Here is a 26093-nt window from a genome sequence, read left to right as displayed (position 1 = left end):
CCGGTGAGGGTAGCGATGGGTTTTTGGCTTTCGAGGTTCCACAGTTTGATGGTGTTGTCAAAGCTTGCAGAAGCCAAGGTCTTTCCATCTGGACTAAAAGCGACGCTATAGACAGGATTGCTATGGCCGGTGAGGGTAGCGATGGGTTTTTGGCTTTCGAGGTTCCACAGTTTGATGGTGTTGTCAAAGCTTGCAGAAGCCAAAGTCAAGCCATCTGGACTAAAGACGACGCTATAAATCGAACTGCTATGCTCCGTCAGGGTAGCGATGGGTTTTTGGCTTTCGAGGTTCCACAGTTTGATGGTGTTGTCGTTACTTGCAGAAGCCAAAGTCAAGCCATCTGGACTAAAGGCGACGCTTCTGACCGGAGTGAGATGCTCGGTGAGGGTAGCGATGGGTTTTTGGCTTTCCAGGTTCCACAGTGTGATGGTGTTGTCACTTGCAGAAGCCAAACTCAAGCCATCTGGACTAAAGGCGACACTATTGACCGGAGTGCGATGCTGGGTAAGGGTAGCGATGGGTTTTTGGCTTTCCAGGTGCCACAGTGTGATGGTGTTGTCACTGCTTGCAGAAGCCAATGTCTTTCCATCTGGACTAAAGGCGACGCTATAAACCGAATTGCTGTGTCCGGTAAGGGTAGCGATGGGTTTTTGGGTTTGCATGTTCCACAGTTTGATGGTGTTATCCTCGCTTCCTGAAGCCAAAGTCAAGCCATCTGGACTAAAGACGACGCTATAGACCGAATTGCTATGCCCGGTAAGGGTAGCGATGGGTTTTTGGGTTTGCATGTTCCACAGTTTGATGGTGTGGTCACTGCTTGCAGAAGCCAAAGTTTTTCCATCTGGACTAAAGGCGACGCTTCTGACAGAATTGCTATGCCCTTCCAAACTATTGCGCTCTTTTACTGCGGACACTGCTTGTTGCAGCGCAGCTATCACTCGTCCTCTAATTTGTTTTGTCGTCTCGGCTGAAGCATCTAGTTTTTTGAATGCTTGCCCTGCCTTTAATGCTTCCAACAGTGCTGAGAATGTCTGTCCTGAACGAAATGATTCATTAGAAAAAGCAGTTTCCTGGATGACATTTGCTAAATTCTGGGCTTGAGTGATTTTATATGTGGCAAATTCCTGCGCTTTAATTAACGTCTGATTCGCTTCTTTCAAAATTTGATTGGCTTGTCTCTGTGCTTCTAACTCTCGTTCAACTTCCCGTTGTTGTAATTCCCGACTGGCATTTAAAAACTGATAATCCAAATCACTCAAACTTTTATCTGCTGCCCAAGTTTGAGCATCGTGCAAGGCTTGACCCCGCAACAGTCGCGATTCATCTTGACAATCAGAATCTATCCAAGCTTTAAAACTTTCGCTGTAAGGGCGGAGTTCCGCTAATTGTTTTTCCACCCAATCCTGGTTAAAAACCGATTGATAAATCCGGTTATAAACTTTAAGTTTGCCAGACTGCTTAACCACCAAACCAGTTAACCGCAGCTCCATTTGTTCGGGACTATCATCAGTCGCTATTTCCTTGTGCTGCAAAATTTGCTGATATAGTCCCAATAACCTACTTGCCCGTTGTTCGCTGCGTAAAATGCGATCGCGAATCGTTTTTAAATGTTCTGGTTCATCCTGTCCTTCCCAATGCTCAATCACCTTTTCTCGGACTAAATTTTCTACCCACTCAGCGGGATATTGCATGGATGCAGAGTTGGCATGATTGAGCAGCAATTTACAAACTTTTTGCGTTAAAAAGGGCTGTCCTCCTGTCCAATATAACACCGCTTCTAACAATGCTTGCGAATTTTCTGCTTGACTCTCTAACCCAACTGCCAAAGGTTGGGCTTCTGCTAATTCAAACCCCGTTAACTCTATCCCTCGACCAATATTAAAAGGAGTTCGTCGCTTGTCTTGAATTAAATCTGAGGGAGTTGCCACCCCTAACATCGTAAATGTTAATCGACGATAGTCGGGTTTATCGGCTCGATTATTATAGCAATCACGAATCACAGCAAAAAAATCTTCTATTTTAAAGTTTAAGCTGATTAAGCTGTCCGATTCATCGACAAAAATTACTATATTTGCTGAGATATTCTTGAGTAATACTTCTTCAACGAATTTACTAAATCGTTTAACGTTCGATAGTAATCTATTCTGCTCCCACCATTCATCTAAATCAAAAATTTCATACAAATCTAATCGGCTGACGATGCTATCAATCACGCCTGCATACCACTCTTCTGGTGTAATATCTGAGGTGCCAATTTCTGTGATGTCAATGCTACTACAGGCGATACCCTCTGCTTGTAACCGCTGCATTGTCCGCACTCGCAGGGATGATTTTCCCATTTGTCGGGAATTAAGAACATAGCAAAATTCTCCGGCTTTTAAAGCTTGATAAAGTTCTTCATCCGCCTTTCTAGTGACATAAGTTGGGGCGTTTGCAGGCAGGCTACCTCCCACTTGATATTGATAATCTTTCATAGGTAATCGTTAATTCTTAGGGGAAAATCCGAGAATCAAGGAATCAATTTGTACAGCCGTACAGGTTCAGAAATTCCCTTTAACTGTTGCATTCCTAAGTCAATCACATTTAAAGATAAATGGGTTTTAACGACTTGATAAATTGTCTCAGAAATACAGATTCCTCCTGGTTCTGCTTTCCCTTCTAAACGAGCAGCTAAATTTACACCAGCCCCCCTGATATCATTATTAAGAGAGAAAATTTCTCCCAAGTGAATACCAATGCGGTGTTGGAGGACATGACTCGCAGGTAAGGTTGTAGCAGCTTGGGCGAGACTTCGTTGTATTTCTAGCGCACAGGCAACTGCTTTTACGGCACTTTCGGGAAAGCAAATTAATAAACCATCGCCCATTTCTTTAAGGACTTTGCCTTGATATTTAGCGCAGATGCCTCGGATGATGTTGAAATCTCGATTTACTAATTCTAGTGTCAGCTTTTGGTTGGCAACCGATAAGGCGGTGGAATTAACAACATCCGAGAACATAATAGCTGCTAAATTACTCTCTACGAGCAAGCTTGATGGGTTATTAGGTTGTTGCACAGGAGTAATATTTGGTTGGGGAGAGGCTAGGCGATCGCGAAAATATTGACGATACAAACCACACAATGGCATTACAGCATTTCCCTGAAATTTGATCAACCCCATGCTTCGCAATTTAAAAGCCTCTCCGGTATTAATTTCTACAGGTTGTTCGCTGTTAATGACTTCTCTAATTGTTGCTGCTAGTTCTGCATCTGTTTCCAAGTTAACTAAATGCCGTCGTAAATGATCGTAGTAAGGGCCTTCTTCAGTAGGAGCGACTTTTAGCAAGCGATCTAAGATAATTCTTCCCCTGGCAATTTGGTAGAGAGCAACTCTAACTAAATAAGGATGACCGCCCACCATTTCCATCAGGTCACAAATTTCTTGATTTGACCAATTTAATTGGTGTCGATTCACTAAATCTTTTACCTGTCTCTGATTGAGTTCAGGTAATTCTATAGGCAATCCCACGTTAAATGGCGACTGATTAATATTGAGAGGGATATAAACTTCTTGAGAGTGAGAAATGACTAACCTCAGCTTTTTCCAAATTTCCTCATTTTTCCCCCGCTCGTGCCAAGCTCGTAATAATCCAAAGAAGTCGGTGGCTATTTCGGAATGCACAAAAATCCGATCGACTTCATCTAACCCTAAAACAAGAGGTTGATCGCTGTCAGATAGTAGATAGCGTTGGAAATACTTCGTAGTTTTATTTTTACTGCCGAGAACGCCTTTCCAATATTCTCCTAACCTATCTTCTAAGTTTAATTCATTGGTAATCTCACCACAAAACCACTGCAACAACTCATCAAGATTGGTGAGAAAACTACCATCAGCCCATTGAAAGTTTAAATACGCTGTTTGATATCCCTTTTCCTTGGCGTGGTCTAAAATTCGCTGCACTAAGGAAGTTTTTCCCATTTGCCGGGGGGCTTTGATTCGGATTAAAGCTCCGGGTTTGACAATAGTTTGGTAGCAGTCCGATTCAATGGGAGCCCGATCGATATATAGCGGTGAATCCAAACTCACAGAACCTTCGGGGTTGTCTAAGTTGAGCAGAGAAAGGGGAGGTGCGGCGATCGATCGCGCATTTTCCACCACAGGCGACGACTTCTCAACTATATCGCTAACAGAAGCATCGCGCGATCGCCCTGCTGCATCCAACTCCGAAAAATCCGACTTCTTCTTCAATACCGGAGTAAGTTCTTCGGAAATTCCTGCCATGCTGATGCTAACGCAACCCAACTTATAGGCACGTTCGATCGACTCCCCCGCCGCCAAGGTATCGTAAAAACCTACTGCAAATTCTCGTGCGGCGTTATCTCCCACCGCTTGCTTCATGCCGATCACGTAGGGAATGTGACGTGCGATCGCAGACGCTTGCACTTCTGAATAGCAAGCGTTGAGTATGACGCACTCCACGTACTCATTAAACGCCTCAAACAAAGCTGCCAAAGCTTTGGCATTTACCAGCTTAATCTGCCCCATGTCATCTTCTAGGGCTAAACCGCTTTCTCCTGCACCATGCCCAGAGAAATGCACAATCTCTGGTTTATAATCTAATATGGCTCGCTGCATTTCTCTGGGTGTCACCGCCCACTGTTGCTCAAGTTGGAACTTGTCGGCCTTTTTAGAGCGTTGCAACCCCTCTGCAATTTCCTTCGCCTCTTTCTGTAAGTCCACAGGGGTGGTATTTTTGGGGTTGGCTGCTAAAAACAGGATAGTTTTTTTATTTCGAGTAGAAATACTCATCAATCGAACCTTCACGCTTAGGAGATACTGGAGCTTAAGGACACTACCCCACTCAGGGCGAGATATTTCTTGCCTTGACGGTATTTAAGCACAAACATCTTTATTTTTGTTGGTAAGTCAATTGGCAGAAAGGAGCACCCTGAGTCAAGCATAACCAATCGAAAAGGCGATCGCGACTCTCAACTAATTTTTTAGCTACGTATTCAAGAAGTGCGATCGCCTTCCCCTTTTGCAGTCCTATTTCATAAATATCGAGATTCTTTATAGTTTTATTCTCATGCCCTATCCAGGATTTTTTGATGATTATTATTGCCTAAATTAGTACATAAAATTTTCTATAATTCCGCATTTATTTAATCCACGTACTCAGAAAAAAACGGTTTTTTTATCAACTCTGTGGATGACAACAATGATTTATTTTAGTTTACTTAAACAATCATTTAATTCTCCTACCAACCATTCTTTCTCAGCTTGCGGCAAAAATAAGCCAAAACAATAGTTACGCGATTTGGTGCGAATTCGGCAAAAAGTCATCGATATTTTGAGTAATGGCAGATGAATTCCGCTCAACTTTACCCGCTGGATATCTTGAGGACTGATTTGAATTGGTCTAGTAAATAGAGGAGAAGCAATCCTACACAAGCACCTACACAAGAACATCAAAGCATAAAATACGGTAGCTATTATTATAGCTAGCATTGATATAACGAAAAATTGGTTAAATAATTTACTTAGCCAGTCGGCAACAGCGTATTGAGACAAGCTAAATATAAAAAATACCAGAATCAAAGAGAAGGGAAGTAAAAATTTATAACTCAGATGAATGAACTGGAAAAAACACTTGATTTTGCTAGGTGAACGATCGGGGTGTATCTTGATTAATAACCACCGTTTAGCATCAATTAAAGTAATTCGTGATTGGGGCGATCGCTTAAAAATTTTTTCGGGATTAATCCCGCTTGGCTGTTCCCCTCGCAGCGCTGATAAAGCATCTTTTGCTGAGTGAAATCGATCTTCAACTTCGGGTTCAACTATCTTCTCTAACCAGTCGGCAAACTCTGGAGAAATAGAGACCAGATCGCGGAATTGTACCTTCAGCTTGTGTCTGGGTAGATCGGATGGAAATTTCTGGGTTAACAAGAAAAGCAGCGTTGTGCCTAATCCATACAAATCTGTTGATAATACAGCTTTTCCTCTGAATTGTTCTGGTGCCATGTAACCGTAGGTTCCGACAACGGTACTGCCTCCTGTAACGGTATGATGGTAAGTATTTTGAACTGCGCCAAAATCAACTAGGAAGACGCGCCCATTTTTTTGGAGAATAATATTTTGGGGTTTAATATCTCGGTGGATAGTAGCAGGTAACAGCGATTGCAGATAAACTATAATTTCTAGCACTTTATCGGCGATATGACGAACTTGCGATTCATTTGGTTTCCAGCCATTTTCTACCAACTGTGCGAGAGATTTTCCCGGTGCGAGTTGTTGGGCGATATAAAAACAACGATCTTGGGAAGTATCAACTTGAAAGTAGTCAATGTAGCGAGGAATTCCCGGATGATTCAATCCCGATAAAGTTTTTGCTTCTCGTTCAAATAACTCGACTTTCTTCCATTCAGTTGTCAGGCGCAGGGATAAAGCTTTGAGTGCAACTTTTTGATTGCTGTTTAAATCTACAGCAGCATAGGTGATCCCAACTCCACCCTGTCCTAGTTTACCGAGAATGCGATATCTTTCAGCAAAAATTTTTTCCGATTGTTGTAGTGTTTCCATATTTTTGTGCCTGGGTTTATTTTGGATAATTAGTTTGTTGCGCCGTGAGATCTAAGTATTTCGGCTGCTGCTTCTCGGTTGGGATTCGAGTCGGTTTCTGCTATCTTTAGCGGCGTATCGCCATAAGAGTTTGTAGCGTCAATTTTTGCACCTTTAGCAATCAGCATTTTTAAGATTTCTACAGTGCCATAATGTGCGGCTTGGTGGAGTGGAGTTGTGCCAGATACATCTATATTATTAACATCTGCACCGTTGTTAATTAGCAGTGCAGCAATATCATTGTGTCCGAGCGCGATCGCTCGATACAATGGAGTTTGACCTTTCACATTTCTAACGTTAACCCTCGCACCTTTAGCAATTAGCAGTTCAACGATATCTAGAGAGCCTCGAGTAGTGGCAAGATGCAGGGGAGTTTGAAGCAAGTTATTTTTGGCATTAACGAATGCACCTTTGGCAATGAGTTGTTTGGCTGCATCCTTAAGTTTGAAATCGACAGCGATATGCAGTAAGGTTCTGCCATATTTGTATTCGCTATTAACATCTGGGTGTTTACTAATCATCAACGCTACTGTATCCTCAAGTTGCCTGTCTACTGCGATATCCAGTGGAGTTGTTTTGTTATTATCCTGGATATTAATTTCGGCACCATGCTCTAGCAGCAGTCGATCGATATTCTGCATATTATTGTAATCAAAAAACCGCCTATTTAACACTGCAATATGTAGAGGAGTCTGTCCATCATTATTTTTAACATTGAGTTTCGCACCATTAGCAATTAAAAAAGAGACGATTGCTGGGCGATTCTTTGGAAAAGATACCCTTGGTGGGATATTATCTTGAACAGCTAGGTGTAACGGAGTATCTCCACTTTTATTTTTAACATTGACTTTCGCACCATTAGCAATTAAAAAAGAGACGACTTCTAGGCGATTATCTTGAACAGCTAGGTGTAACGGAGTATTTCCAGATTCGTCCCTAGCGTTGATATCCAGCATTAGCAAAGCAGCAACTTCTTTTGTTGCTGCATAGTGCAGTGGATTTCTTTTTTTGCTATCCCTGATAACAATATTTGCGCCGTTGTTAATTAGCTGTTGTACCAACTCCTTAAAGCCTATTTTTGCCGCGTTATGTAATAAAGCTGTACTCTTGCCATATTGGGCATTGTCTTCTTTGATGTTAATTTTTGCACCCGCAGCAAGTAGTATTTGTGCTTTTGCCTTTGATTGCGCCGTATGTAGAGGAGTTATGCCATTTTTGTTTTTGGCATTGACATTCGCACCTTTAGCAATCAGCAACTTGGCCATTTCAAGCGATCGCGCAAAGAATAGAGGAGTTGTACCCATACTATTGTCAGGTAAAAACCTTCGCAATTTAGAAGTCCATATAGACCCCGACCTCGACACATCCCAATCAAGATGAGGTGCGCTCTGGGCGTTAATATCTGCACCTTTAGCAATTAGCGTCTGTGCTACTTCTATGCGATCGAATGCAGCAGCAAAGTGTAACGGGGTAAAGCCATATGTATCCTTAGCTTTGACATCTGCACCATTAGCAATTAACAATTCTGCCACCTCTTTTGAGCCAGCAAAGTGTAGTAAATTAAGATTATCTATCCTGGTATTGGCACTAATACCAAGATCCAGATAATGCCTAATAGTTTTAGTATCTCCCTGTTCGACAGCCTGGACAACTGCTTGGGGGGTAAATCCAATCCGGTTGAGGATGGGATATTTAAAGTGATTGAAAACAGCAACAGTAGCAATAGCAGCAATTCCTATTTTGAGGCGCTTTTTCCATTGCGTCGGATTGGATTTAACGTTAACTATTCGAGGATTGCGAAGAGATTCAAGCGCTTCTTTTGCCGAGTTAAAGCGGTTTTCTAAATCGGGCGCTATCGCTTTTTCTAACCAATAGGCAAATGCTGAAGAAATCTGAATTTGAGAGCGAAAATCTTTCTCTAGTATATTTGTTGGTAATTCGGCGGGGGAACGGTGGGTTAGTAAATACAACAACGTCGCTCCTAAACCATATAAATCTGTTGCAGGTACGGCTTGTCCGAGAAATTGTTCTGGAGCCATATAACCATAGGTTCCAACTACGGTACTTCCTCGCATTAAAGTATTGTTATAAGTGTTTTGCACGGCTCCAAAATCTACTAAGCAAACTTCCCAATCTTTTGGTTGGTGGGAATTAATGGGGGATTTGAAAACAATATTTTCGGGTTTAATATCCCGGTGGATAACAGGTGGTGTTTGTGAATGGAGATAAACTAAAATCTCCAAAATCTGTGTGGCAATGCGTTGAATTTCGGCTTCGCTAGCGTGCCAGCCATATTCGACTAAACTTGCTAGAGATTGCCCTTGGGCCAGTTCTTGTACTATATAAAAACAACGGTTATCGGGAGTATCGACATAAAAATAATCCAAATAACGCGGAATTCCCGGATGATTCAATTTTGATAAAACATTGGCTTCTCTTTCAAATAGTTCCAGGACTTTCCAGTCATTCATCTTCTGTAAAGACAAAGCTTTGAGTGCGACTCGCTGATTGGTTTTGAGGTCAATGGCTTCGTAAGTTGTGCTACTACCGCCTTCTCCAAGCAGATTTTTAATCTGATAGTGGTTGACTAAGTTATGGGGAATTTGTGAAATAATATCCATAGCATTATTTTGGGGTAATGAGTACCAAGAAACATTTTATATTTGGGTTTTTGGAACCCAAGTCTTGAAAAATTTATGCAAGGTAAGTTGAGTGTTTGAGTATATTTCAAACAAGTCAATAGAAAAGTCAATGACTGACTCTGTATATTTGCTTAAATTTCAATTACCGTATTTCTATGGATAACTTACCCAGAATTTTGGAGTGTCATATCACCTTTGGCGAAAATTTACTTACGGGATATTGATCGTAATCGAGCCGATAATCATAGCCGACGCGATCGTAAATGCCTGCAAGCAATTCCGGCAAATTAACAATAGGTTCTACATCTTCTTCGCGCAAAGGAAGTTGTCGGTCTTTTTGAGATGCTAGCCAACGTTCGTAGGCTTCTCTATCGCCACTTTTTCTCTCAGCGCCCTCTGCGTCTTCTGCGGTTAATTTAAAAAATTTAGTGATTTTGGATACAATTCCCCACCAAACAGTCGATCGAACTCCTCAATTTTCGGTGGGGATCTAAAATTCACCTAAAGTTCGACGCCCTTTGGCAAAACCCTCCCTAAGATAGAAGTTGGGGGACGATCGGTCTCGTAGCCGATTCAGGGGCAAGTGTCAAGGACTCCATCGAACCCAAATCCAGAGCAGCAAGACAGGGAGGACATCAAAATCATGGTAAACGCGCCGACAGGGGAAACCCGCCTGGGCCCGACAGATCAGGTGCAAGCCTTAGACCGCGATTGCACAACCCTATCTCGTCACGTACTCCAGCAACTTCACAGCTTTTCAGCAGATGCTCAGGATCTCAGCGCGCTGATGAATCGCATCGGGCTGGCGGCAAAGCTGATCGCGAGGCGGCTCAGCAGAGCCGGATTAATGGCAGATGCCTTGGGGTTTACAGGGGCTACGAACGTGCAGGGAGAATCCGTCAAAAAGATGGATATCTATGCCAATGAAGTCTTTATCTCGGTATTCCAGCAAAGCGGACTTGTCTGCCGCTTGGCTTCGGAGGAAATGGAAAAACCCTACTACATTCCCGAAAATTGTCCGATCGGGCGTTACAGTCTGCTCTACGACCCCATAGACGGTTCTTCCAATCTTGACATCAATCTCAATGTAGGCTCCATATTCAGCATCCGCAAGCAAGAGGGGGACGATGCAGATGGCTCTGCTTCCGACTTGCTGCAACATGGACACAAACAAATTGCCGCTGGTTATGTGCTCTACGGCCCCAGTACCATGCTGGTTTATTCGATCGGTCAGGGTGTTCATTCCTTTACCCTCGACCCCAGTTTGGGCGAGTTTATTCTAGCTAACGAAAACATTAAGGTTCCCGATCGCGGCCCGATTTACAGCGTTAATGAAGGCAACTTCTGGCAGTGGGAGGAATCTTTGAGAGACTACATTCGCTACGTACACCGCAGCGAAGGCTACACCGCCCGGTACGGTGGGGCTTTGGTGGGAGATTTCCACCGGATTTTGTTCCAGGGAGGCGTGTTTTTGTACCCCGGAACGGTGAAAAACCCGGAAGGCAAATTGCGTTTGCTCTACGAATCGGCTCCTTTGGCGTTTTTGATGGAGCAAGCCGGCGGGCGCGCCAGTACGGGCATTCAAGACATTTTAGACGTTGTGCCGACCAAACTGCACGAGCGATCGCCCTTGATTATCGGCAGCAAAGAAAATGTAGCGATGGTCGAGTCTTTTATTCAAGATCGATCGCGCAATCCTAGAACTGTCCAAGAGTGAAGGAAGTTCGGCAACGGATTGTGTAACGGATGTAACGGATGTCAGGAAGAAGGAAGAGGGTTTTAACTTATAACTTTCGACTCCCAATTACCAATTCCCCATTGCCAATTTTCAATTACCAATTTTCAATTTTCAATTTCCAATTTCCAAGTCCCAATTAACAGCTATCAAATTGTAGGAGTTACAGTAATGACAGCAACACCAACGAATCACCTGTTAGAAATCAAAGAAATTGGCCAAAGTATCTGGATGGACAATTTGACTCGCGATCTGATCGAGTCCGGCGAACTCAAAAAGATGATTGAAAGTCGGGGACTGCGCGGGATTACATCTAATCCGGCTATTTTTGAGAAAGCGATCGCAGGTAATGTGATTTACGACGCGGATATCGAAGCGGGCATCCGGGCGGGTAAATCTGTAATGGAGATTTACGAATCTCTGGTATTTGAAGATATCCGCAACGCTTGCGACATCTTCGCCCCAGTTTACGCAGAGTCGAAGGGTTTGGACGGTTACATTAGCATTGAAGTGCCACCGACGATCGCCAACGACACAGAAAGCACGATTAGCGAAGCCATGCGCTATTACCAAGCCCTCGGCAAAGAAAACGTGATGATTAAGATTCCGGGAACTGCTCAAGGTTTGCCCGCAGTCGAGCGAGTCATCAGCGAAGGCATTAACGTTAACGTGACTTTACTGTTCTCGGTTGACAGCTACGTCGAAACCTTCTGGGCTTACATTCGCGGTTTAGAAGCGCGGGTGGCTAAAGGTTTGGATGTGAGCAATATTGCTTCTGTTGCCAGTTTCTTCTTGAGCCGGATCGACATCAATATCGATGGCAAGATTGACGAGAAACTCAAAAATGTCACAGATATTTCCACAAAAGCTAGACTGGAAGCAGTGAAGGGGAAAGTGGCGATCGCCAATGCGAAGATAGCTTACCAGAAGTATAAAGAGATCGTAGCGAGCGATCGCTGGCAAGCATTAGCGGCTAAGGGAGCGAAAGTACAGCGCTTGCTGTGGGCTTCCACCAGCACCAAAAACCCCAACTACAGCGATGTCATGTACGTCGATGAACTAATCGGCCCCGAAACCGTTAACACTTTGCCGCCGAACACCGTTGAAGCTTGTTTCGATCACTGCGATGTCGCACCCCGGATTGAGAACAACGTTGAAGAAGCTTACACGCTGATCGAAAGTCTCAAAGATCCCGACATCGACATCAACTTGGACCAAGTGATGGCAGACTTGCTCCTCGACGGGATTGATAAATTCGTCACCCCGTTCCAATCCCTGATGGATTCCTTGCAAGAGAAAGTCCAGAAGTTGTCACCCGTCGCTTAGGCAGATATCTGTATCCTGAAAGGCAGAAGCATTTAGGAATCGGAATAGATAATTGTTTGGGTTCTTAAATGCCGAGTTTTAAATCCTCTCTAGGATTTTTGAGATTAATGCCTCTCTGAGTTCCTAGAGAGCAAAATCATCGGCTTCCTCTAGCAGTATGAAGAACCGATTAACTCTCTCACCGAGAAACTAGCAGAAATGACCGCAAACACTCATGGTGTCTTGGCAGGGTTAACATCACTAGAACAAGGAAAATAAATAATGGTAACGCTACTTGAAAATCCACTGCGGGTCGGTTTGCGAAAAGAACGAGTGCCGGAACCACAAATTCTAGTAATATTCGGAGCTTCTGGGGATCTCACCCAGCGCAAACTGGTACCTGCAATTTATCAGATGAAGCGCGATCGACGCTTGCCACCGGAAACTACCGTGGTGGGAGTAGCCCGTCGCCCTTGGAGTCACGATTACTTCCGAGAGCAAATGCGCGAAGGCATTGAAGAATTTGGCGGCGGCATTGGCAATGAAGAATTTTGGCAAGATTTCGCTCAAGGTTTGTACTATTGCCCGGGCGACATTGACAACCCAGAAAGCTATCAAAAACTCAAAGCTTTCTTAGCGGAACTCGACGAAGAAAGGAGAACTCGCGGCAATCACATATTTTATCTATCAGTTTCCCCGAACTTTTTCCCAGAAGCAATTAGGCAACTGGGCGATGCTCAAATGCTGGTTGATCCAGTAAAACACCGCTTGGTAATTGAAAAACCCTTCGGCCGCGACTTGAGTTCGGCAAAAGCTCTTAACCGAGTCGTGCAGAAGGTTTGCCAAGAACAGCAAGTTTACCGGATCGACCACTATTTGGGTAAAGAAACTGTTCAGAATTTAATGGTGTTCCGGTTTGCTAACGCGATTTTTGAACCGCTGTGGAATCGGCAATTTGTCGATCACGTACAAATTACTGTTGCAGAAACAGTAGGCGTAGAAGACCGGGCAGGTTACTACGAATCCTCTGGGGCGTTGCGGGATATGCTGCAAAACCACTTGATGCAGATTTTCTGTCTGACGGCGATGGAACCGCCGAACTCGCTTGACGCTGACAGCATCCGCACCGAAAAGATGAAAGTTCTGCAAGCAACTCGCTTGGCAGATTTGCATAACTTGGAGTTTTCAGCGATTCGGGGTCAATATTCCGCAGGTTGGATGAAGGGCAAACCCGTGCCAGGATATCACGATGAACCGGGGGTTGCTCCCAACTCGACAACGCCGACTTTTGTGGCGATGAAGTTTATGATTGACAACTGGCGCTGGCAGGGAGTGCCTTTCTACCTGCGAACCGGTAAACGGTTGCCGAAAAAAGTTAGCGAAATTGCGATTCAGTTCCGCGAAGTTCCGCTGCTAATTTTTCAGTCCGCAGCCCAACAAACTACTCCTAACGTTTTGACTATGCGGGTGCATCCCAACGAGGGGATTTCGCTGAGGTTTGAGGCGAAAATGCCGGGGCCGGATTTGCGGACGCGGACGGTGGATATGGATTTCAGTTACGGTTCTTCTTTTGGGGTGACATCTTCGGATGCTTACGATCGCCTGTTAATTGATTGTATGCTTGGCGACCAAACTTTGTTTACCCGTTCTGATGAAGTGGAAGAAGCTTGGCGGGTGGTAACGCCGGCGTTGATGGATTGGGAATCCTCCAACGACCAAGATTTGGTTCCTAAATATGAAGCAGGTACTTGGGAACCTGCGGAAGCAGAACTGCTAATTAACAGAGACGGTCGCAAGTGGCGCAGACTTTAAGAGTCAGTCGATTTTAGATTTTAGATTTTAGATTTTAGATTTACTGCACAGATGAATCTGAGAGCTTAAACTAGGGTCTAAAATTTGGGGATCTCCACGACTACTGAACTAATGACCAATCACTGATGACTAAAAACTGACAAAGGAGAAAAAACCGATGACGATGACACCGATGAAAGCTCCGCCTCTGGTTTCGCTACAAAGTCCTAAAGATGTGTCGATCGACCAAATAGAGGCCGAATTGAGTCAAATTTGGGAAAGTTACAGAGAATCGGGGTCAAAGGGCGATGTTCCGATCGCTAGTAGGGCAACAACTTTTACTTTTATAGTCTACGAACCGGAAGAAACTCAGCGGTTATTAGCGGATCTGGGGTTTTACGACGGGCCGGTGGACGGTATTACCGGGCCGATGACGGCATCTAGCATCAGGGCGGCTCAAAAAGCTTACGGACTGCCGAGAACTGGCAAACCTAATGCTGAATTGCTGGCGACTTTGCGGGAAGAAGTGGCTCGCAAAAATTCAAATGGCGAGGAGATGGGCTCCAGTGGTTTGGGTTCAGGGGGTTCGGGGGTGGCTGACGCGATCGTGGCTGCCAATCCCTGCCGGATTATTGCTCTGTGCCCGACGGCGGGAGAAGATACGGGCGTACAGGCTCAAGTGGCTGCTTATTGTCCGGTTCACAAGCGCACCACTGGCAATCTGATCTGTTGCGAATACATTACCTTACGGGGTACGGAAGCTGCTTTGGAACGGGTGAGCGGCATCGTGACGGCGTTGACTATCGCTGATTTGCCGACGCTGCTGTGGTGGAAAGCGAATCCTGATGCCGATCGAGGTTTGTTCCAGCGGCTGGCGGCAGTTAGCAGTTCTGTGATTGTTGACTCTAGCAGCTTTGCTGAGTGTGAAGCTGAATTGCTGTTGATGCAAAGTCTGATCGAGGAGGGAATTCCGATCGCGGATCTCAATTGGCGTCGGCTTGCCGCGTGGCAGGAGTTGGCTGCTGAGGCTTTTGACGCCCCGGAACGTCGGGCTGCGATTCGGGAAATCGATCGGGTGACGATCGATTACGAACAGGACAATTCTACGCAAGCGCTGATGTATTTGGGTTGGCTGGCGAGCCGGCTTCAGTGGCGTCCGGTTGCTTTTAAACAGGAAGAGGGCGATTACCAAATCAAGCGAATTAAATTCGCGGGGCCGGACGAACGGGTTGTAGAAGCTGAGTTGGCTGCTATTCCTACTGCTGATACGGGCGATGTCGCGGGCGATTTGATTGCTGTGCGTTTGAATTCTACAAACGAAAAGGCTGACTGCGGTACGGTTCTGTGTTCGGAAGCGGGCGGCTGTATGCGGATGGAAACGAAGGGCGGCGCTCAAACCGATCGGTTTAACCAGGTGAGTCCTCTGTTCGATCAGGTGACGGAACAGTTGCTGGGCCAGCACTTGCAGAGTTGGGGCCGAGATGTGCTTTACGAAGAAAGTTTGGCAGTGACGGCTCAAATGCTGAAGTTGGCTAAGCGGTAAAGAGAAGTTCGGCAACGGATTGTGTAGCGGATGTAACGGATGTCAGTTCGATGTCCGTCGGAAGAAGGAATAAGGATTGAGTTAATATTCAGTGGGGCAGGCAATGTCTGCCCTACTTTTTTAGAAGTTATGAGTTAGAAGTTATGAGTTTTGAATTAATAATGTTCTTTGACTCAAAACTCTAAATTACTTCCCAAAAGCCACTAAATTACCTCTATTCTTCTCATTCTTCCTTCGCGGTCTTCGTGTCTTCGCGGTTCGTTAAATATGTATGTATTATTTGAGAGGTTCGAGAGCAATACTCATAATTTTATAACCGATCGGTTTTCAGTATTTTTTGTAAATAATTTAGAACTATGACTTTAGTAATTGCTGGCGAACGCAGCGGTGCGGGAAAGACTACTGTAACGATCGCCCTTTTAGCTTATTTAGTCCGTCGCGGCTTGAATGTTCAATCTTTTAAGGTTGGCCCGGATTACATCGATCCGATGTTTCATGCTTTTGTTACTGGTCGCCCCTGTCGGAATTTAGACCCGGTATTAACGTCTGAATCTTATGTAAAAAAGTGTTTTTCTCGTCATATTCAAGATGTCGATTATGCCTTAGTTGAAGGGGTGATGGGACTATTTGATGGAGTGAGTCGAAAAAATCAGGAATCACGAAGGCAAGAGACGGATTTTGACAGGGATACAGGGATTAATTATCGAAAAGAAGAAGGCAATTATGATTTTTCCTTTGCTTCTACGGCTCATGTGGCTTATTTGCTGAATTTGCCGGTATTGTTTGTGATAGATTGCAGCAGGCTCTCTGGTTCTGTGGCTGCGATCGCCCACGGTTTTCGTTCTTTTAACCCTGACCTTAAATTCGCTGGTTTGGTGCTGAATCGGGTGGCGAGCGATCGACATTTGGAACTGCTTCAAGATGCTCTCCAACCGCTCAATTTACCGATTTTGGGCGTTTTGCGTAGGGATGAGGCTGTTACTATTCCCGATCGACATTTGGGTTTGATTCCTGCTGAGGAGTTACCGAATCTTCATGCTGCGATCGATAAATTAGCGGATTTGGCTGCTGTTAGTTTTGACTGGGAGCAACTTTTGCCTTTGTTGGCTGCAACTCGAAATGAGGGGGGTGAGGGGTCAGAGCAACTTTCGTGTAGGCACAGTCTCCCTTCTGTCATTATAACTCAAAAAGATGATGTTGTCAACAGTTTGGGAAAACAATTTGGAGTGAGGATTGCAGTTGCGCGCGATCGGGCTTTTAATTTTTACTATCAGGACAATCTTGATTTGTTGGAAGAGTTGGGTGCCGAGTTGGTATTTTGGAGTCCCCTTGATGACTCGGTTTTTCCTGACAATGTGCAAGGGTTATATTTTGGTGGTGGTTTTCCCGAAGTGTTTGCTCAAAAATTGAGCGGTAATGTTTTAATTCGGGATGCGGTAAGAAGTGCTATTTTTTCGGGAATGCCGACTTATGCGGAGTGCGGCGGTTTGATGTATTTATGCGATTCTATTGTAGACTTCCATGGCAATTCTTGGCCAGGGGTGGGAGTGTTGGAAACTTCTGCTGCGATGGGAAAACGTTTGACGCTGGGATACCGAGAAGCTGTGGCGGTGAGGGATAGTTCGGTGTTAACTGCTCTTGATGAGGTTTGGGGACATGAGTTTCATCGATCGCATTTAACTGTGGAACCGACTAATCCAGTTTATCACAGTTGGAGGTATGGCAAGCGAGGGGAAGTTGAGGCGGTTGCTGAAGGTTGGGGAGTTTGTCAGGTGCACGCTTCTTATTTGCATTTGCATTGGGGTGCTCGGCCTGATATTCCGGCTCGTTTTTTGCAGCAGTGTGCTGATTTTATTAATTGTAATGGTGTTTTGGGCGATCGAACTTAAATAATATTTTTTTAACGAACCGCGAAGACGCGAAGGTCGCTAAGGAAGAGGAACGGCATGATGGGTTATGTCTGTAGCGATTTGGAAGTAAATCAATTAAGTTTTTTGTGGAACAACTCGAAAAGCCTATTCCTGGCTGTTTCCAGAGTATAAATCCAGTGGTCTTACTATTTATATTAGAATATTTATGACGGATAGAGCTAGGGATGTTGGGATTTATGAGCGAATTAATTTCGACTAAGCAGTTGTCCGCCCAATGGGTGACACCGGAGAATTTTCATAGTTACGGTCAAGTTATCTTTGCGGCTGTTGATGGCAAGTCTTTCGATGGTGAGGATGCTCAGTTAAATTTGCAAAATGGTATTCCTAGATTTTACATTATGCGGCTGCACAATAAAGGTCGCAAGTTTGGCAAAATTACACGACACATTCAATGTACTCAGTGTTTGGGTTCTTTGGAGGGGAAGGATTGGTTGATGGCGGTTGCACCTCCTGGGGATAGCTATAAACCGAGTTTAGAGGATATTGCTGCTTTTCGGATTCCGGGCAATTGTTTTATTAAGTTAGATGTGGGGACTTGGCACGCGGGGCCGTATTTTGATGCGGATTTTGTGGATTTTTACAATCTGGAATTGAGCAATACTAATGTGGTTGACCATTTTACTTTTGATTTGGTAAAAAATCACAATCTGGAGTTTGAGATTGTCTGATATTGGCGATTTGTAGTTGCGCTTTCTGCGGGGTAATTCTCGTTAGAGGTTGCTTTTGTGAGTAATATTTTTTAACCGCAGAGGGCGCAGAGGACGCAGAGGAGGAAAAGGAGGGGGTTCGCAAGGAATTGAGGACTTGATTTTGCCTCACTAGGCTGAATGGCTACTAGAAAGGATAAAGTTTACAAGTGTTAAAATAAGTGCCATTGTCATTCCTGAGCAAAAGTATAGCATTGTTCTTCTGCGCGATGTGGTTTTTAATTGTGTTGGATACTGAGGATTGTTATCATGCAATTATGAGGCGGCTGCGGTTCGGTATGTAATTTCTCGGGGGAACTTGTTGGCAGAAACTGCACCTGCTAAAATTAGTTTTTATGGTATTTGACAAACAATATTTGAAGCTATTAAATTGTGAATCAAGGTGCTATTCCCGATGAGAGTCCGAGAAATTTGCAGTAGCAACTTCTGTTGCAAGATGCTAAGGCTGGTAATTGCATAGTAATTCATTGCGGTACAGATAGATTGTTGGGGGAAGCACCGAGACTTATTGCTGTTTATGGCGGAAATTCTGACGATTGGGATAAAATGACAAGTATTGAGTCTTTTGAAATTAATGGAGCTTCCGTACAAGTCCATTGGTTTCGGAACAGTCAGACTCTTCAAGATGTGGAGTTTAAATTCAAGCGACAGTATCCCAAAACAGCCCCTAAAAATCTGTAGGTAATCAAGTTATGAAAATTCGTTGTATTGCTAAGACTGGTGCATCTCTTCCTGAAGAATATATAGATCCGCGACGCGGTTACACTAGAAAGGTTGAGTTACCGCTAACTATAGGCAAGGAATATGTTGTTTATGCTATCCGAGAATGGAAAGGGACTATTTGGTACTACATCTGCAATGATAATTATAGCTATTATCCCATCCATAATCCGGCGCCGATGTTTGAAGTGGTTGACAGCAGAATTTCTAAGTATTGGCGGTTTGAACTTTCGCCCAATGGTTTGTTAATGATAGCGTTTGAGCAGTGGTTTACTGACCCTTATTTTTATGATAAGCTAACGGATCAGGAAGAGGCAGAGGTTGAGATTTTTGAGAAGGTTAAGGAATTGATGGATGCTGAGGATTTTAGTTTGCCTCCGCTGGATGTTGCGGTTGAGAAGTTGCGGGAAACTGTCAGTGTTTGAGTGGAAAAAAAGTGCGAGCGCAATTTGTTTCTTACCACTTGACTCACATACCTTCAAATGGTATCAAATAGGAAGCAGCATAATTTTGGAAAAAAAATGGACGACAAACTTGAATCCAATAAGAACTATGAGATACTAGACGGCGATGATGTTTTGTTATTCGATAAAGCTACTTTTCTAGTACGCAGTTTTGCAGAGGTAGTCACTAGCAAGTTTATTGACATACTTGATCTTATTGCAATAAGGGAATCTCGCCAGAAATCAATAATTAATTGGATGAAAGAGCTACGGATTAACGACGAAATAATAATTAGTGGAGGGGAGATAGACTGGAACTCCCCTCAAGAAGGAATAGATTGTCAAGTTCTAAAAATTGGTTCTAAGGGTTGGCAAAAAGGAAAGCTTCAAATAAAAGTTAATGAAAATTTCCAGGCGGGGGAAACGCAGGTATGTATAAAGTTTTGTCCTGATGAACCAGCAAAGCAAAAATCCCCTCTAGATGATATCAGACAATCGGAGGAATACAAAAAACTGAGCAATAACAACTGACAACCCGATCGCGATTACAATACAATAATCGATCGCACTTATATCTGAATCTTAGATTTTCAACCGCAGATGAGGGCAGATGTACGCGGATGAACGCTGATGTTGTTTGGGATGGACTAATGATAAATATAGAAGAATATGTCGATCGCACCGCCGAACTGATACACTTACCCTTAGACCCGGAACACCGCCCCGGTGTTGTGGTAAACTTCGAGAGAATAGCTGCGATCGCCCAACTCGTTACTGAATTCCCTTTACCTCAAGCAATCGAAGCTGCGCCGGTGTTTGAACCTTAGATTTTTAACCGCAGATGAGGGCAGATGAACGCAGATGAACGCAGATGTTTTTTAGATAAGGCGGATGCGGTTGCTACGGCAGCGGCTGTTAAATGTGGTAACGTTACAGCTACAGAGGCGGTAAGTGCTGCTTTGGAACGGATTGCTGTTAAGGATAAAGCTTTTAATTGCTTTACTGCAATCACTGCATCCAGCGCACTCGCAGCAGCCGAAAATATAGATAATTCGATCGCAAATAACCAAAACCCAGGCCCTTTAGCAGGCGTTCCCTTCGCTGTCAAAAACCTGTTCGATATCGGCGGAATTACTACTCTAGCAGGGTCAAAAATCAACGCTGACAATCCTCCGGCTACCCAGGACGCGGCCGTGGTCGCCCGACTAAAACAAGCCGGGGCTGTGCTCGTAGGTACGCTCAACATGGATGAGTACGCCTACGGTTTCGTCACGGAAAACAGCCACTACGGCCCGACTCGCAATCCCCACGATACTACGCGCATCGCCGGCGGTTCCAGCGGCGGTTCCGCAGCAGCAGTCGCCGCCGGTTTTGTACCCGTCACTCTCGGTTCTGATACTAACGGTTCCATCCGCGTACCGGCTGCTTTGTGTGGTGTCTTTGGGTTTAAGCCTACTTACGGCCGTTTGTCGAGGGCTGGCGCTTATTTATTTTCGGGTAGTTTGGATTGTGTGGGGCCGTTTGGGCGATCGATCCGAGACATCGCGCTGCTGTACGATATCCTGCAAGGCCCTGATTCTCGTGACCCAGTTTGCACTCAACGCCCGCCAGAACTTTGTTCGCCCCAGTTAAATCAAGGTATCGAAGGATTGCGAATTGCTGTTGCTGACGGGTATTTCGCCACAGGGGCCGAACCCGAAGCAATGGATGCTGTAGAAATAGTTGCTAAAGCCTTGACAAATGTCTTAGATTGTGGTAATCGAACAGAAAAAACAACAAACCCCCCAAAAATAGGGGGGCTTGCGACTGTCAGCATACCGGAATCCGATCGCGCCCGGGCTGCGGCATTTATCATTACCGCTTGCGAGGGGGGAAACTTGCATTTAGACAATTTACGCTCGCGCCCTCAAGACTTCGATCCTGCCACGCGCGATCGCTTTTTAGCGGGAACCCTGATCCCTGCGACTTGGTACTTGCAAGCGCAGAGATTCAGACAGTGGTACCGCGATCAAATTCGGGAAATATTCCAACACACAGACATCATCCTCGCACCCGCAACCCCGATAGCTGCCCCTGAAATTGGCGTCGAGAAAATGGTAATAGCCGGACAAGAAATCTTAGTGCGTCCCAATCTCGGACTGTTCACCCAACCCCTATCATTTATTGGCTTGCCCGTTCTTTGCGTGCCCGTACAGCGGCCCGGCGCTTTGCCCTTGGGGGTACAAATTATTGGTGCTCCCTACAGCGAAGCGGTGATTCTCCGAGTCGCTGCGGTACTAGAATCGCAAGGCATTATATCTGCCGAATCAATTTAGTGCTAATAATTCTAGGGTTTGTTGTTGCGGTGGAAGCGTCTCTTAGTCCTTCTGGCAATAGCTTTGCGCTTCTGCTTTTCCAACGGGGTTTCAAAGTGGCGGTGCTTTCTCATGTCGGGGAAAATGCCCGCTTTAGAAACTTGTCGCTTAAACCGTCGCAGGGCTGACTCAATCCCTTCATTTTCGCCTATTACAACTTGGGTCATTATTTCTCCTTTTGTTCGGTAGATCAAGTTTTATCATATCAAGGTTTTTGGCCGCGCGACCTGTTGAAGGTCGGGCGATCGGTCAAAACCCCAAAATCATACCAGAAAATTGGTTCGTAGTCAGGACTTCAGTCCTTCTTTTTTGCGGACTGAAGTCCTCACTACAAACCCAAATTTTCGTAGTGAGGAATGCAAGTCCTGCTTTTTTGCGGACTGAAGTCCTCATTGACTACTGACTACTGACTACTGTCAACTGACTACTGTCAACTGACTACTGACTACTGACTACTGACCAACTGATTTTCCTGCCGCAGGTAAGCTTGAATAAACGGGTCTAATTCGCCGTTCATCACATCTTGGATGGCAGTTGTTTCCACTCCAGTCCGCAAATCCTTGACCATTTGATAGGGGTGAAACACGTAATTGCGAATTTGCTGGCCCCAAGCGGCCTCCACCATATCGCCGCGAATCTCGGCAATTTCCGAAGCCCGCTGTTCCTTAGCAATCACTAACAGCCTAGCCTTGAGTAATGCCAAAGCTTTTTCCTTATTTTGCAACTGACTGCGTTCTTCCGTGCAACGGACGGCCAAACCAGTAGGAAGGTGAACGATGCGGACTGCGGTTTCTACCTTGTTAACGTTTTGCCCGCCCTTGCCGCCAGCGCGGGAAGTAGTGACTTCCAAATCTTTTTCTGGAATGTCCAACTGTACGGATCGATCGAGAATTGGCATCACTTCAACGCCAGCAAAACTGGTTTGACGCTTGTCGTTAGCATTAAAAGGCGAAATTCTGACCAAGCGGTGAGTGCCTTTTTCCGATCGCATATAACCGTAAGCGTAACGGCCGACAATTTCCAAAGAAGCCGATTTAACACCTGCTTCCTCTCCCTCGGAAATTTCCATTAAATGTACTTTGTAACCTTGACTTTCCCCCCAGCGGGTGTACATCCGCAGCAGCATTTCCGCCCAATCTTGAGCATCTGTGCCGCCGGCCCCGGCGTTAATTGTCAAAACGGCGCCGCCTTCGTCGTAGGGCCCAGATAGTAATTGTTGCAGTTCCCACTGGTCGAGTTCACGGGTTAACTGAGAAAGACTCGATGAGGCTTCTTGGAACAGGGACTCGTCGGCTTCTAACTCCAGCAGTTCTAAAATAGCTTTAGCATCTTCCAAGCTCGTTTGCCAGCCGCGATATTGGTCTAAATGAGATTTGAAGTCATTAAGTTCTTGGAGGGTTTCTTGAGCTCGATCTTGGTCTTCCCAAAATGCTGGTTGGGCGCAGATTTGCTCTAAGTCTTGAATTTTGGCTGTAAGTGCGGGGATGTCAAAGATAGTCCTGGGTTGTACCCAGTCGATCGGACAAAGTTGCGATATTGTGTTTGATGTCTAGAACTTCCACTGTTACTTTTCCTAGTTGTGGGATGTATTTTTGATTTTAGCTGAAATTGGGATCTTTCAACAAAATGTTATTGCTTCTTCCTGATTAGATATAGTGCGAATGCGAACCCGTTGAATTAAAAACTTTACCGCATTCAAAATTCAAAATTCACAAAAAGTTGCTATAGTCTAAAATCAGGTTAACGATCTCGATGGGAGTTAACTGCCATGATTTCCCCAGAACTAAAATTAAGCTTGCCGTCCACCGAAGACCTCCCCTGTTCGGACGATACGCCTGTGGATAACGAAGACCAGAATCTGCTACCCAACCTATTGTTGTTTGTCCTGACCAGCATTTGGTCCGATCGCATGGATTGGTACTTTGGGGTGGATATGGCGGTGTATCACACGACGGGAATCAGTCCCAAAGTGCCTGTCGTCCCCGACGGGTTTCTCAGTTTGGGGGTGGAGCGCCGAAAAGGGGGCAAATCGCGCCGCAGCTATGCTGTCTGGGAAGAAAACGAGGTTGTGCCGATCGTAGCATTGGAAATGGTGTCTCACAAACCCGGTGGGGAGTACGACGATAAAATGTCGATTTATGCCGGGTTAGGGGTTTTGTACTACATTATTTACAACCCCGAATTTTGGCGGCGCGATCGGCATCAACCGTTTGAAGTCTACAAGCTAATTGACGGGCATTACCGGCAGCAGATTGGCGAACCCTATTGGATGCCAGAAGTGGGACTGGGCATGGGGCGATCTCAGCAACTTATTGGGGGCATCGAGCAAGAAATTCTGGTTTGGTACGACGAGTCGGGAAATGTTTATCCCCTGCCGGATGCAGTGGCGGGGCAGATGCGCGAACTGTTGAGAGTAGAACAACAGCGAGCTGAGGGTCTACAACAGCGAGCCGAACGCCTAGCTGAGTATTTGCGATCGCAAGGGATAGATCCCGATAACCTGCCTGAATCGTGACATAAAATTCGATCGGCTTGAGCGCATTCTTCCTTGTGACTAATGACTAATAACTAATGACTAATGACTAATGACTTCTTAGATATACTGCGAACCTGTTGAATTGAAAGTTTTACCGCATTCGTGAGCGCATACGTCCAACCTTTTAGAACAGGAAAAACTTTTTGTGAGGTCTTCGCGAAACCAATCTCTGGCGATCGCATCTTTCACCGATTGAGTTCTGAGAGAATTAAAGCCATTTCCGTACTTTTCAATTAAAGCCAGCATTTGCGGTCTGTAAGTGTGGTTATAAACAGCGTATTTAGTATGGCTTACCCAACAGCAAGGCCAGAGTTCCGCTTCAAAACTGATGAAAATCTCTTGGGTGGCTTGAGTTTGACAGCTAATTTCTACATTTCGGTAGTAATTGTTTAGGCTACCAAATTTTTCTACAGCTTGGATAAATTGGTCTCCTTGGGGATTTTTATATTGTTCCAAGGATGGGGGTTGCAGTTCTTCGTTGGCTGGCTTTGATGGGACAGAAGGAGTTGCTTCTGGTGCTTGAGAGGTTTCGATAGCTATAGCTTGATACCAAGCATAATTTGCTTTTTCTGGTTGCCCCAACTGCGTCAACACTTGAGCTAAATTGCGATAAGCTCCTGCAAAATTGGGTTTAAGCTCGATCGCCTTTTGGTAATAAGCACTAGCTGGCTGCCACTGTTGCTGTTGGGCATAAAGACTGCCGACATTAGCATAAACTTCTGGAAAATTAGGCTGAATTTTGAGGGCCTTGGCGTAACAATCTGCTGCTGCTTGCATCTTCCCCAAACCTTGAACAGCATTGCCTAAAGTTTTCCAGCCTGCTGCAAAATTAGGTTGAATTTTCAGGGCTTGTTGGCTGGCTGCGATCGCCTCTGAGAGCTGTCCTTGTTTCAAACAGTGTTCAGCTTGTTGGTGCAACCCAACAGCCGTCTGTGTTTGATTTCGAGGGGCTGACGCATTAGTTGTTTCTGATTGGTTGGGGCGATCGCTCTTAGCCTCTAGCTGAGAGTTTTCTGCCTTCTGGGGCTGTTGATTTGCGGACTCTTTGTCATAAATCTCTTTCGCCACAAAACGAGAGGTAGCTTTCGGTACAAACTCGACAAATCCTAGTTGTTGGGCTAGATCTCGCGCTGCTTCTACTTGGTGCTGGTTGTGTTCAAATATCAAGTAATGCCATACAGCTTTTCCGCCAGCTTGGATAAAGGCATTAACAGATTGCATTATCCTGTCCCAGTTGGTATTTTGGCGGTAGATGCTGTTAGTATCTGCCAACCCGTCGATACTAAAAATTACGCGATCGTGTTCTCCTGTCATCGCCTTTGCCAGGGCTTGCCACCAGTCTGGATTGCGTCCGCTACCGTTGGTGTACAGGGAGATATGAGGAACTCCCATGCGGTGCAAATATTCGATCGCCGGAATTGTTGTATTGCTAGTCATAGCATCGCCGTAGTTGCCGCACATATACACCAAATCCAACTGAGAGCAAAACTCTTGTGGGAAAATTCTCTCAATATCCTCCATCTTTAATTCTGCCCCCGGCAAAATCGGGTTGCCGGTGCGGGGACACTGCGGACAAGCTGCATTACACCGGGAGGTAATTTCTACGCTGACTCTCCTGATATCTTCATATTTTAAGTACATGAGTTTTCCCCAATTAATTTGTGATTAATATTGAAATCGCGATCGACACAATTAGATAGCAAGAGTTTTGATTGAGTGATTAAAGATTAAAATTATACCTTATGTCTGTCGGCTGTGAACATGATATAAGTTTTTTGTATGAGG

At 45.0% G+C, this 26093-nt stretch carries 20 protein-coding genes; 12 read left to right on the top strand and 8 right to left on the bottom strand.

Annotated elements, in window-relative coordinates:
* The 5 genes from QT979_RS21325 to QT979_RS21305 all read right to left on the bottom strand — a co-directional run.
* Window positions 1–2474, bottom strand: a 2474-nt coding sequence (locus tag QT979_RS21325; protein WP_333311618.1) for a WD40 domain-containing protein, incomplete at its 3' end; no start/stop codon positions are given.
* A 35-nt stretch (window positions 2475–2509) separates the two neighbouring features.
* Window positions 2510–4789 carry an AAA-like domain-containing protein gene (locus QT979_RS21320; protein WP_333311617.1) on the bottom strand — a complete coding sequence of 760 codons (2280 nt, stop codon included), beginning with the start codon at window positions 4787–4789 and terminating at the stop codon, window positions 2510–2512.
* A 414-nt stretch (window positions 4790–5203) separates the two neighbouring features.
* Window positions 5204–6562 (bottom strand): serine/threonine-protein kinase, encoded by a 1359-nt coding sequence (locus QT979_RS21315; RefSeq protein WP_333311616.1) that lies wholly within the window; start codon window positions 6560–6562, stop codon window positions 5204–5206.
* 29 nt (window positions 6563–6591) lie between these two features.
* A complete protein-coding gene (locus tag QT979_RS21310) occupies window positions 6592–9222 on the bottom strand; it encodes an ankyrin repeat domain-containing protein (RefSeq protein WP_333311615.1) in 2631 nt (876 codons plus the stop codon).
* A gap of 205 nt (window positions 9223–9427) precedes the next feature.
* On the bottom strand, window positions 9428–9562 hold the full coding sequence (locus QT979_RS21305; protein ID WP_333166948.1) for a DUF4058 family protein: 135 nt from the start codon (window positions 9560–9562) through the stop codon (window positions 9428–9430).
* A gap of 324 nt (window positions 9563–9886) precedes the next feature.
* Between QT979_RS21305 and fbp the strand changes: the two genes are divergently transcribed.
* The 11 genes from fbp (at window position 9887) to QT979_RS21250 (ending at window position 21733) form a co-directional block, all read left to right on the top strand.
* Window positions 9887–10960, top strand: a complete 1074-nt coding sequence (gene fbp, locus QT979_RS21300) for a class 1 fructose-bisphosphatase (protein WP_333166999.1) — start codon at window positions 9887–9889, stop codon at window positions 10958–10960.
* A 189-nt stretch (window positions 10961–11149) separates the two neighbouring features.
* Window positions 11150–12304, top strand: a complete 1155-nt coding sequence (tal, locus tag QT979_RS21295) for a transaldolase (RefSeq protein ID WP_333311614.1) — start codon at window positions 11150–11152, stop codon at window positions 12302–12304.
* A 261-nt stretch (window positions 12305–12565) separates the two neighbouring features.
* Window positions 12566–14095 (top strand): glucose-6-phosphate dehydrogenase, encoded by a 1530-nt coding sequence (gene zwf / locus QT979_RS21290; RefSeq protein ID WP_333311613.1) that lies wholly within the window; start codon window positions 12566–12568, stop codon window positions 14093–14095.
* 157 nt (window positions 14096–14252) lie between these two features.
* Entirely contained in the window at window positions 14253–15617 is a 1365-nt protein-coding gene (gene opcA / locus QT979_RS21285; RefSeq protein WP_333311612.1) for a glucose-6-phosphate dehydrogenase assembly protein OpcA, read from the top strand.
* A gap of 356 nt (window positions 15618–15973) precedes the next feature.
* Entirely contained in the window at window positions 15974–17506 is a 1533-nt protein-coding gene (locus QT979_RS21280) for a cobyrinate a,c-diamide synthase (protein WP_333311611.1), read from the top strand.
* Between the two features lie 218 nt (window positions 17507–17724).
* Window positions 17725–18216 (top strand): ureidoglycolate lyase, encoded by a 492-nt coding sequence (locus QT979_RS21275; RefSeq protein ID WP_333213344.1) that lies wholly within the window; start codon window positions 17725–17727, stop codon window positions 18214–18216.
* A 468-nt stretch (window positions 18217–18684) separates the two neighbouring features.
* Window positions 18685–18936 carry a hypothetical protein gene (locus QT979_RS21270; protein WP_333311610.1) on the top strand — a complete coding sequence of 84 codons (252 nt, stop codon included), beginning with the start codon at window positions 18685–18687 and terminating at the stop codon, window positions 18934–18936.
* Between the two features lie 11 nt (window positions 18937–18947).
* Entirely contained in the window at window positions 18948–19400 is a 453-nt protein-coding gene (locus QT979_RS21265; protein ID WP_333311609.1) for a hypothetical protein, read from the top strand.
* A 96-nt stretch (window positions 19401–19496) separates the two neighbouring features.
* A complete protein-coding gene (locus QT979_RS21260; RefSeq protein WP_333311608.1) occupies window positions 19497–19949 on the top strand; it encodes a KGK domain-containing protein in 453 nt (150 codons plus the stop codon).
* Window positions 19950–20068: 119 nt separating this feature from the next.
* On the top strand, window positions 20069–20245 hold the full coding sequence (locus QT979_RS21255) for a DUF4089 domain-containing protein (protein WP_333311619.1): 177 nt from the start codon (window positions 20069–20071) through the stop codon (window positions 20243–20245).
* A gap of 24 nt (window positions 20246–20269) precedes the next feature.
* A complete protein-coding gene (locus QT979_RS21250) occupies window positions 20270–21733 on the top strand; it encodes an AtzE family amidohydrolase (protein WP_333311607.1) in 1464 nt (487 codons plus the stop codon).
* Between the two features lie 11 nt (window positions 21734–21744).
* Here QT979_RS21250 and rpsU read toward each other — a convergent pair whose 3' ends face one another.
* Window positions 21745–21939 carry a 30S ribosomal protein S21 gene (gene rpsU, locus QT979_RS21245; protein ID WP_006632476.1) on the bottom strand — a complete coding sequence of 65 codons (195 nt, stop codon included), beginning with the start codon at window positions 21937–21939 and terminating at the stop codon, window positions 21745–21747.
* A gap of 278 nt (window positions 21940–22217) precedes the next feature.
* Window positions 22218–23334 (bottom strand): peptide chain release factor 2 gene (gene prfB, locus QT979_RS21240; protein WP_333213339.1). Its coding sequence is split into 2 segments (ribosomal slippage): window positions 22218–23261 and window positions 23263–23334, totalling 1116 coding nucleotides; the frame shifts between segments, so codons are not numbered across the junction.
* Between the two features lie 206 nt (window positions 23335–23540).
* On the opposite strand from prfB, the gene QT979_RS21235 reads away from it, so the two are divergent.
* A complete protein-coding gene (locus QT979_RS21235) occupies window positions 23541–24287 on the top strand; it encodes a Uma2 family endonuclease (protein ID WP_333213338.1) in 747 nt (248 codons plus the stop codon).
* A gap of 78 nt (window positions 24288–24365) precedes the next feature.
* On the opposite strand, the gene QT979_RS21230 is transcribed toward QT979_RS21235, so the two are convergent.
* The gene (locus QT979_RS21230) at window positions 24366–25949 is read right to left on the bottom strand and encodes a tetratricopeptide repeat protein (RefSeq protein ID WP_333311606.1); all 1584 of its coding nucleotides are present in this window, start codon (window positions 25947–25949) and stop codon (window positions 24366–24368) included.
* Window positions 25950–26093: the final 144 nt, after the last annotated feature.

This window comes from Microcoleus sp. w2-18bC1, assembly GCF_036700365.1.
Lineage (GTDB): Bacteria > Cyanobacteriota > Cyanobacteriia > Cyanobacteriales > Microcoleaceae > Microcoleus.
Note: the sequence above shows the minus strand (reverse complement) of the source record. Positions and strands in the feature narration are given on the sequence as shown.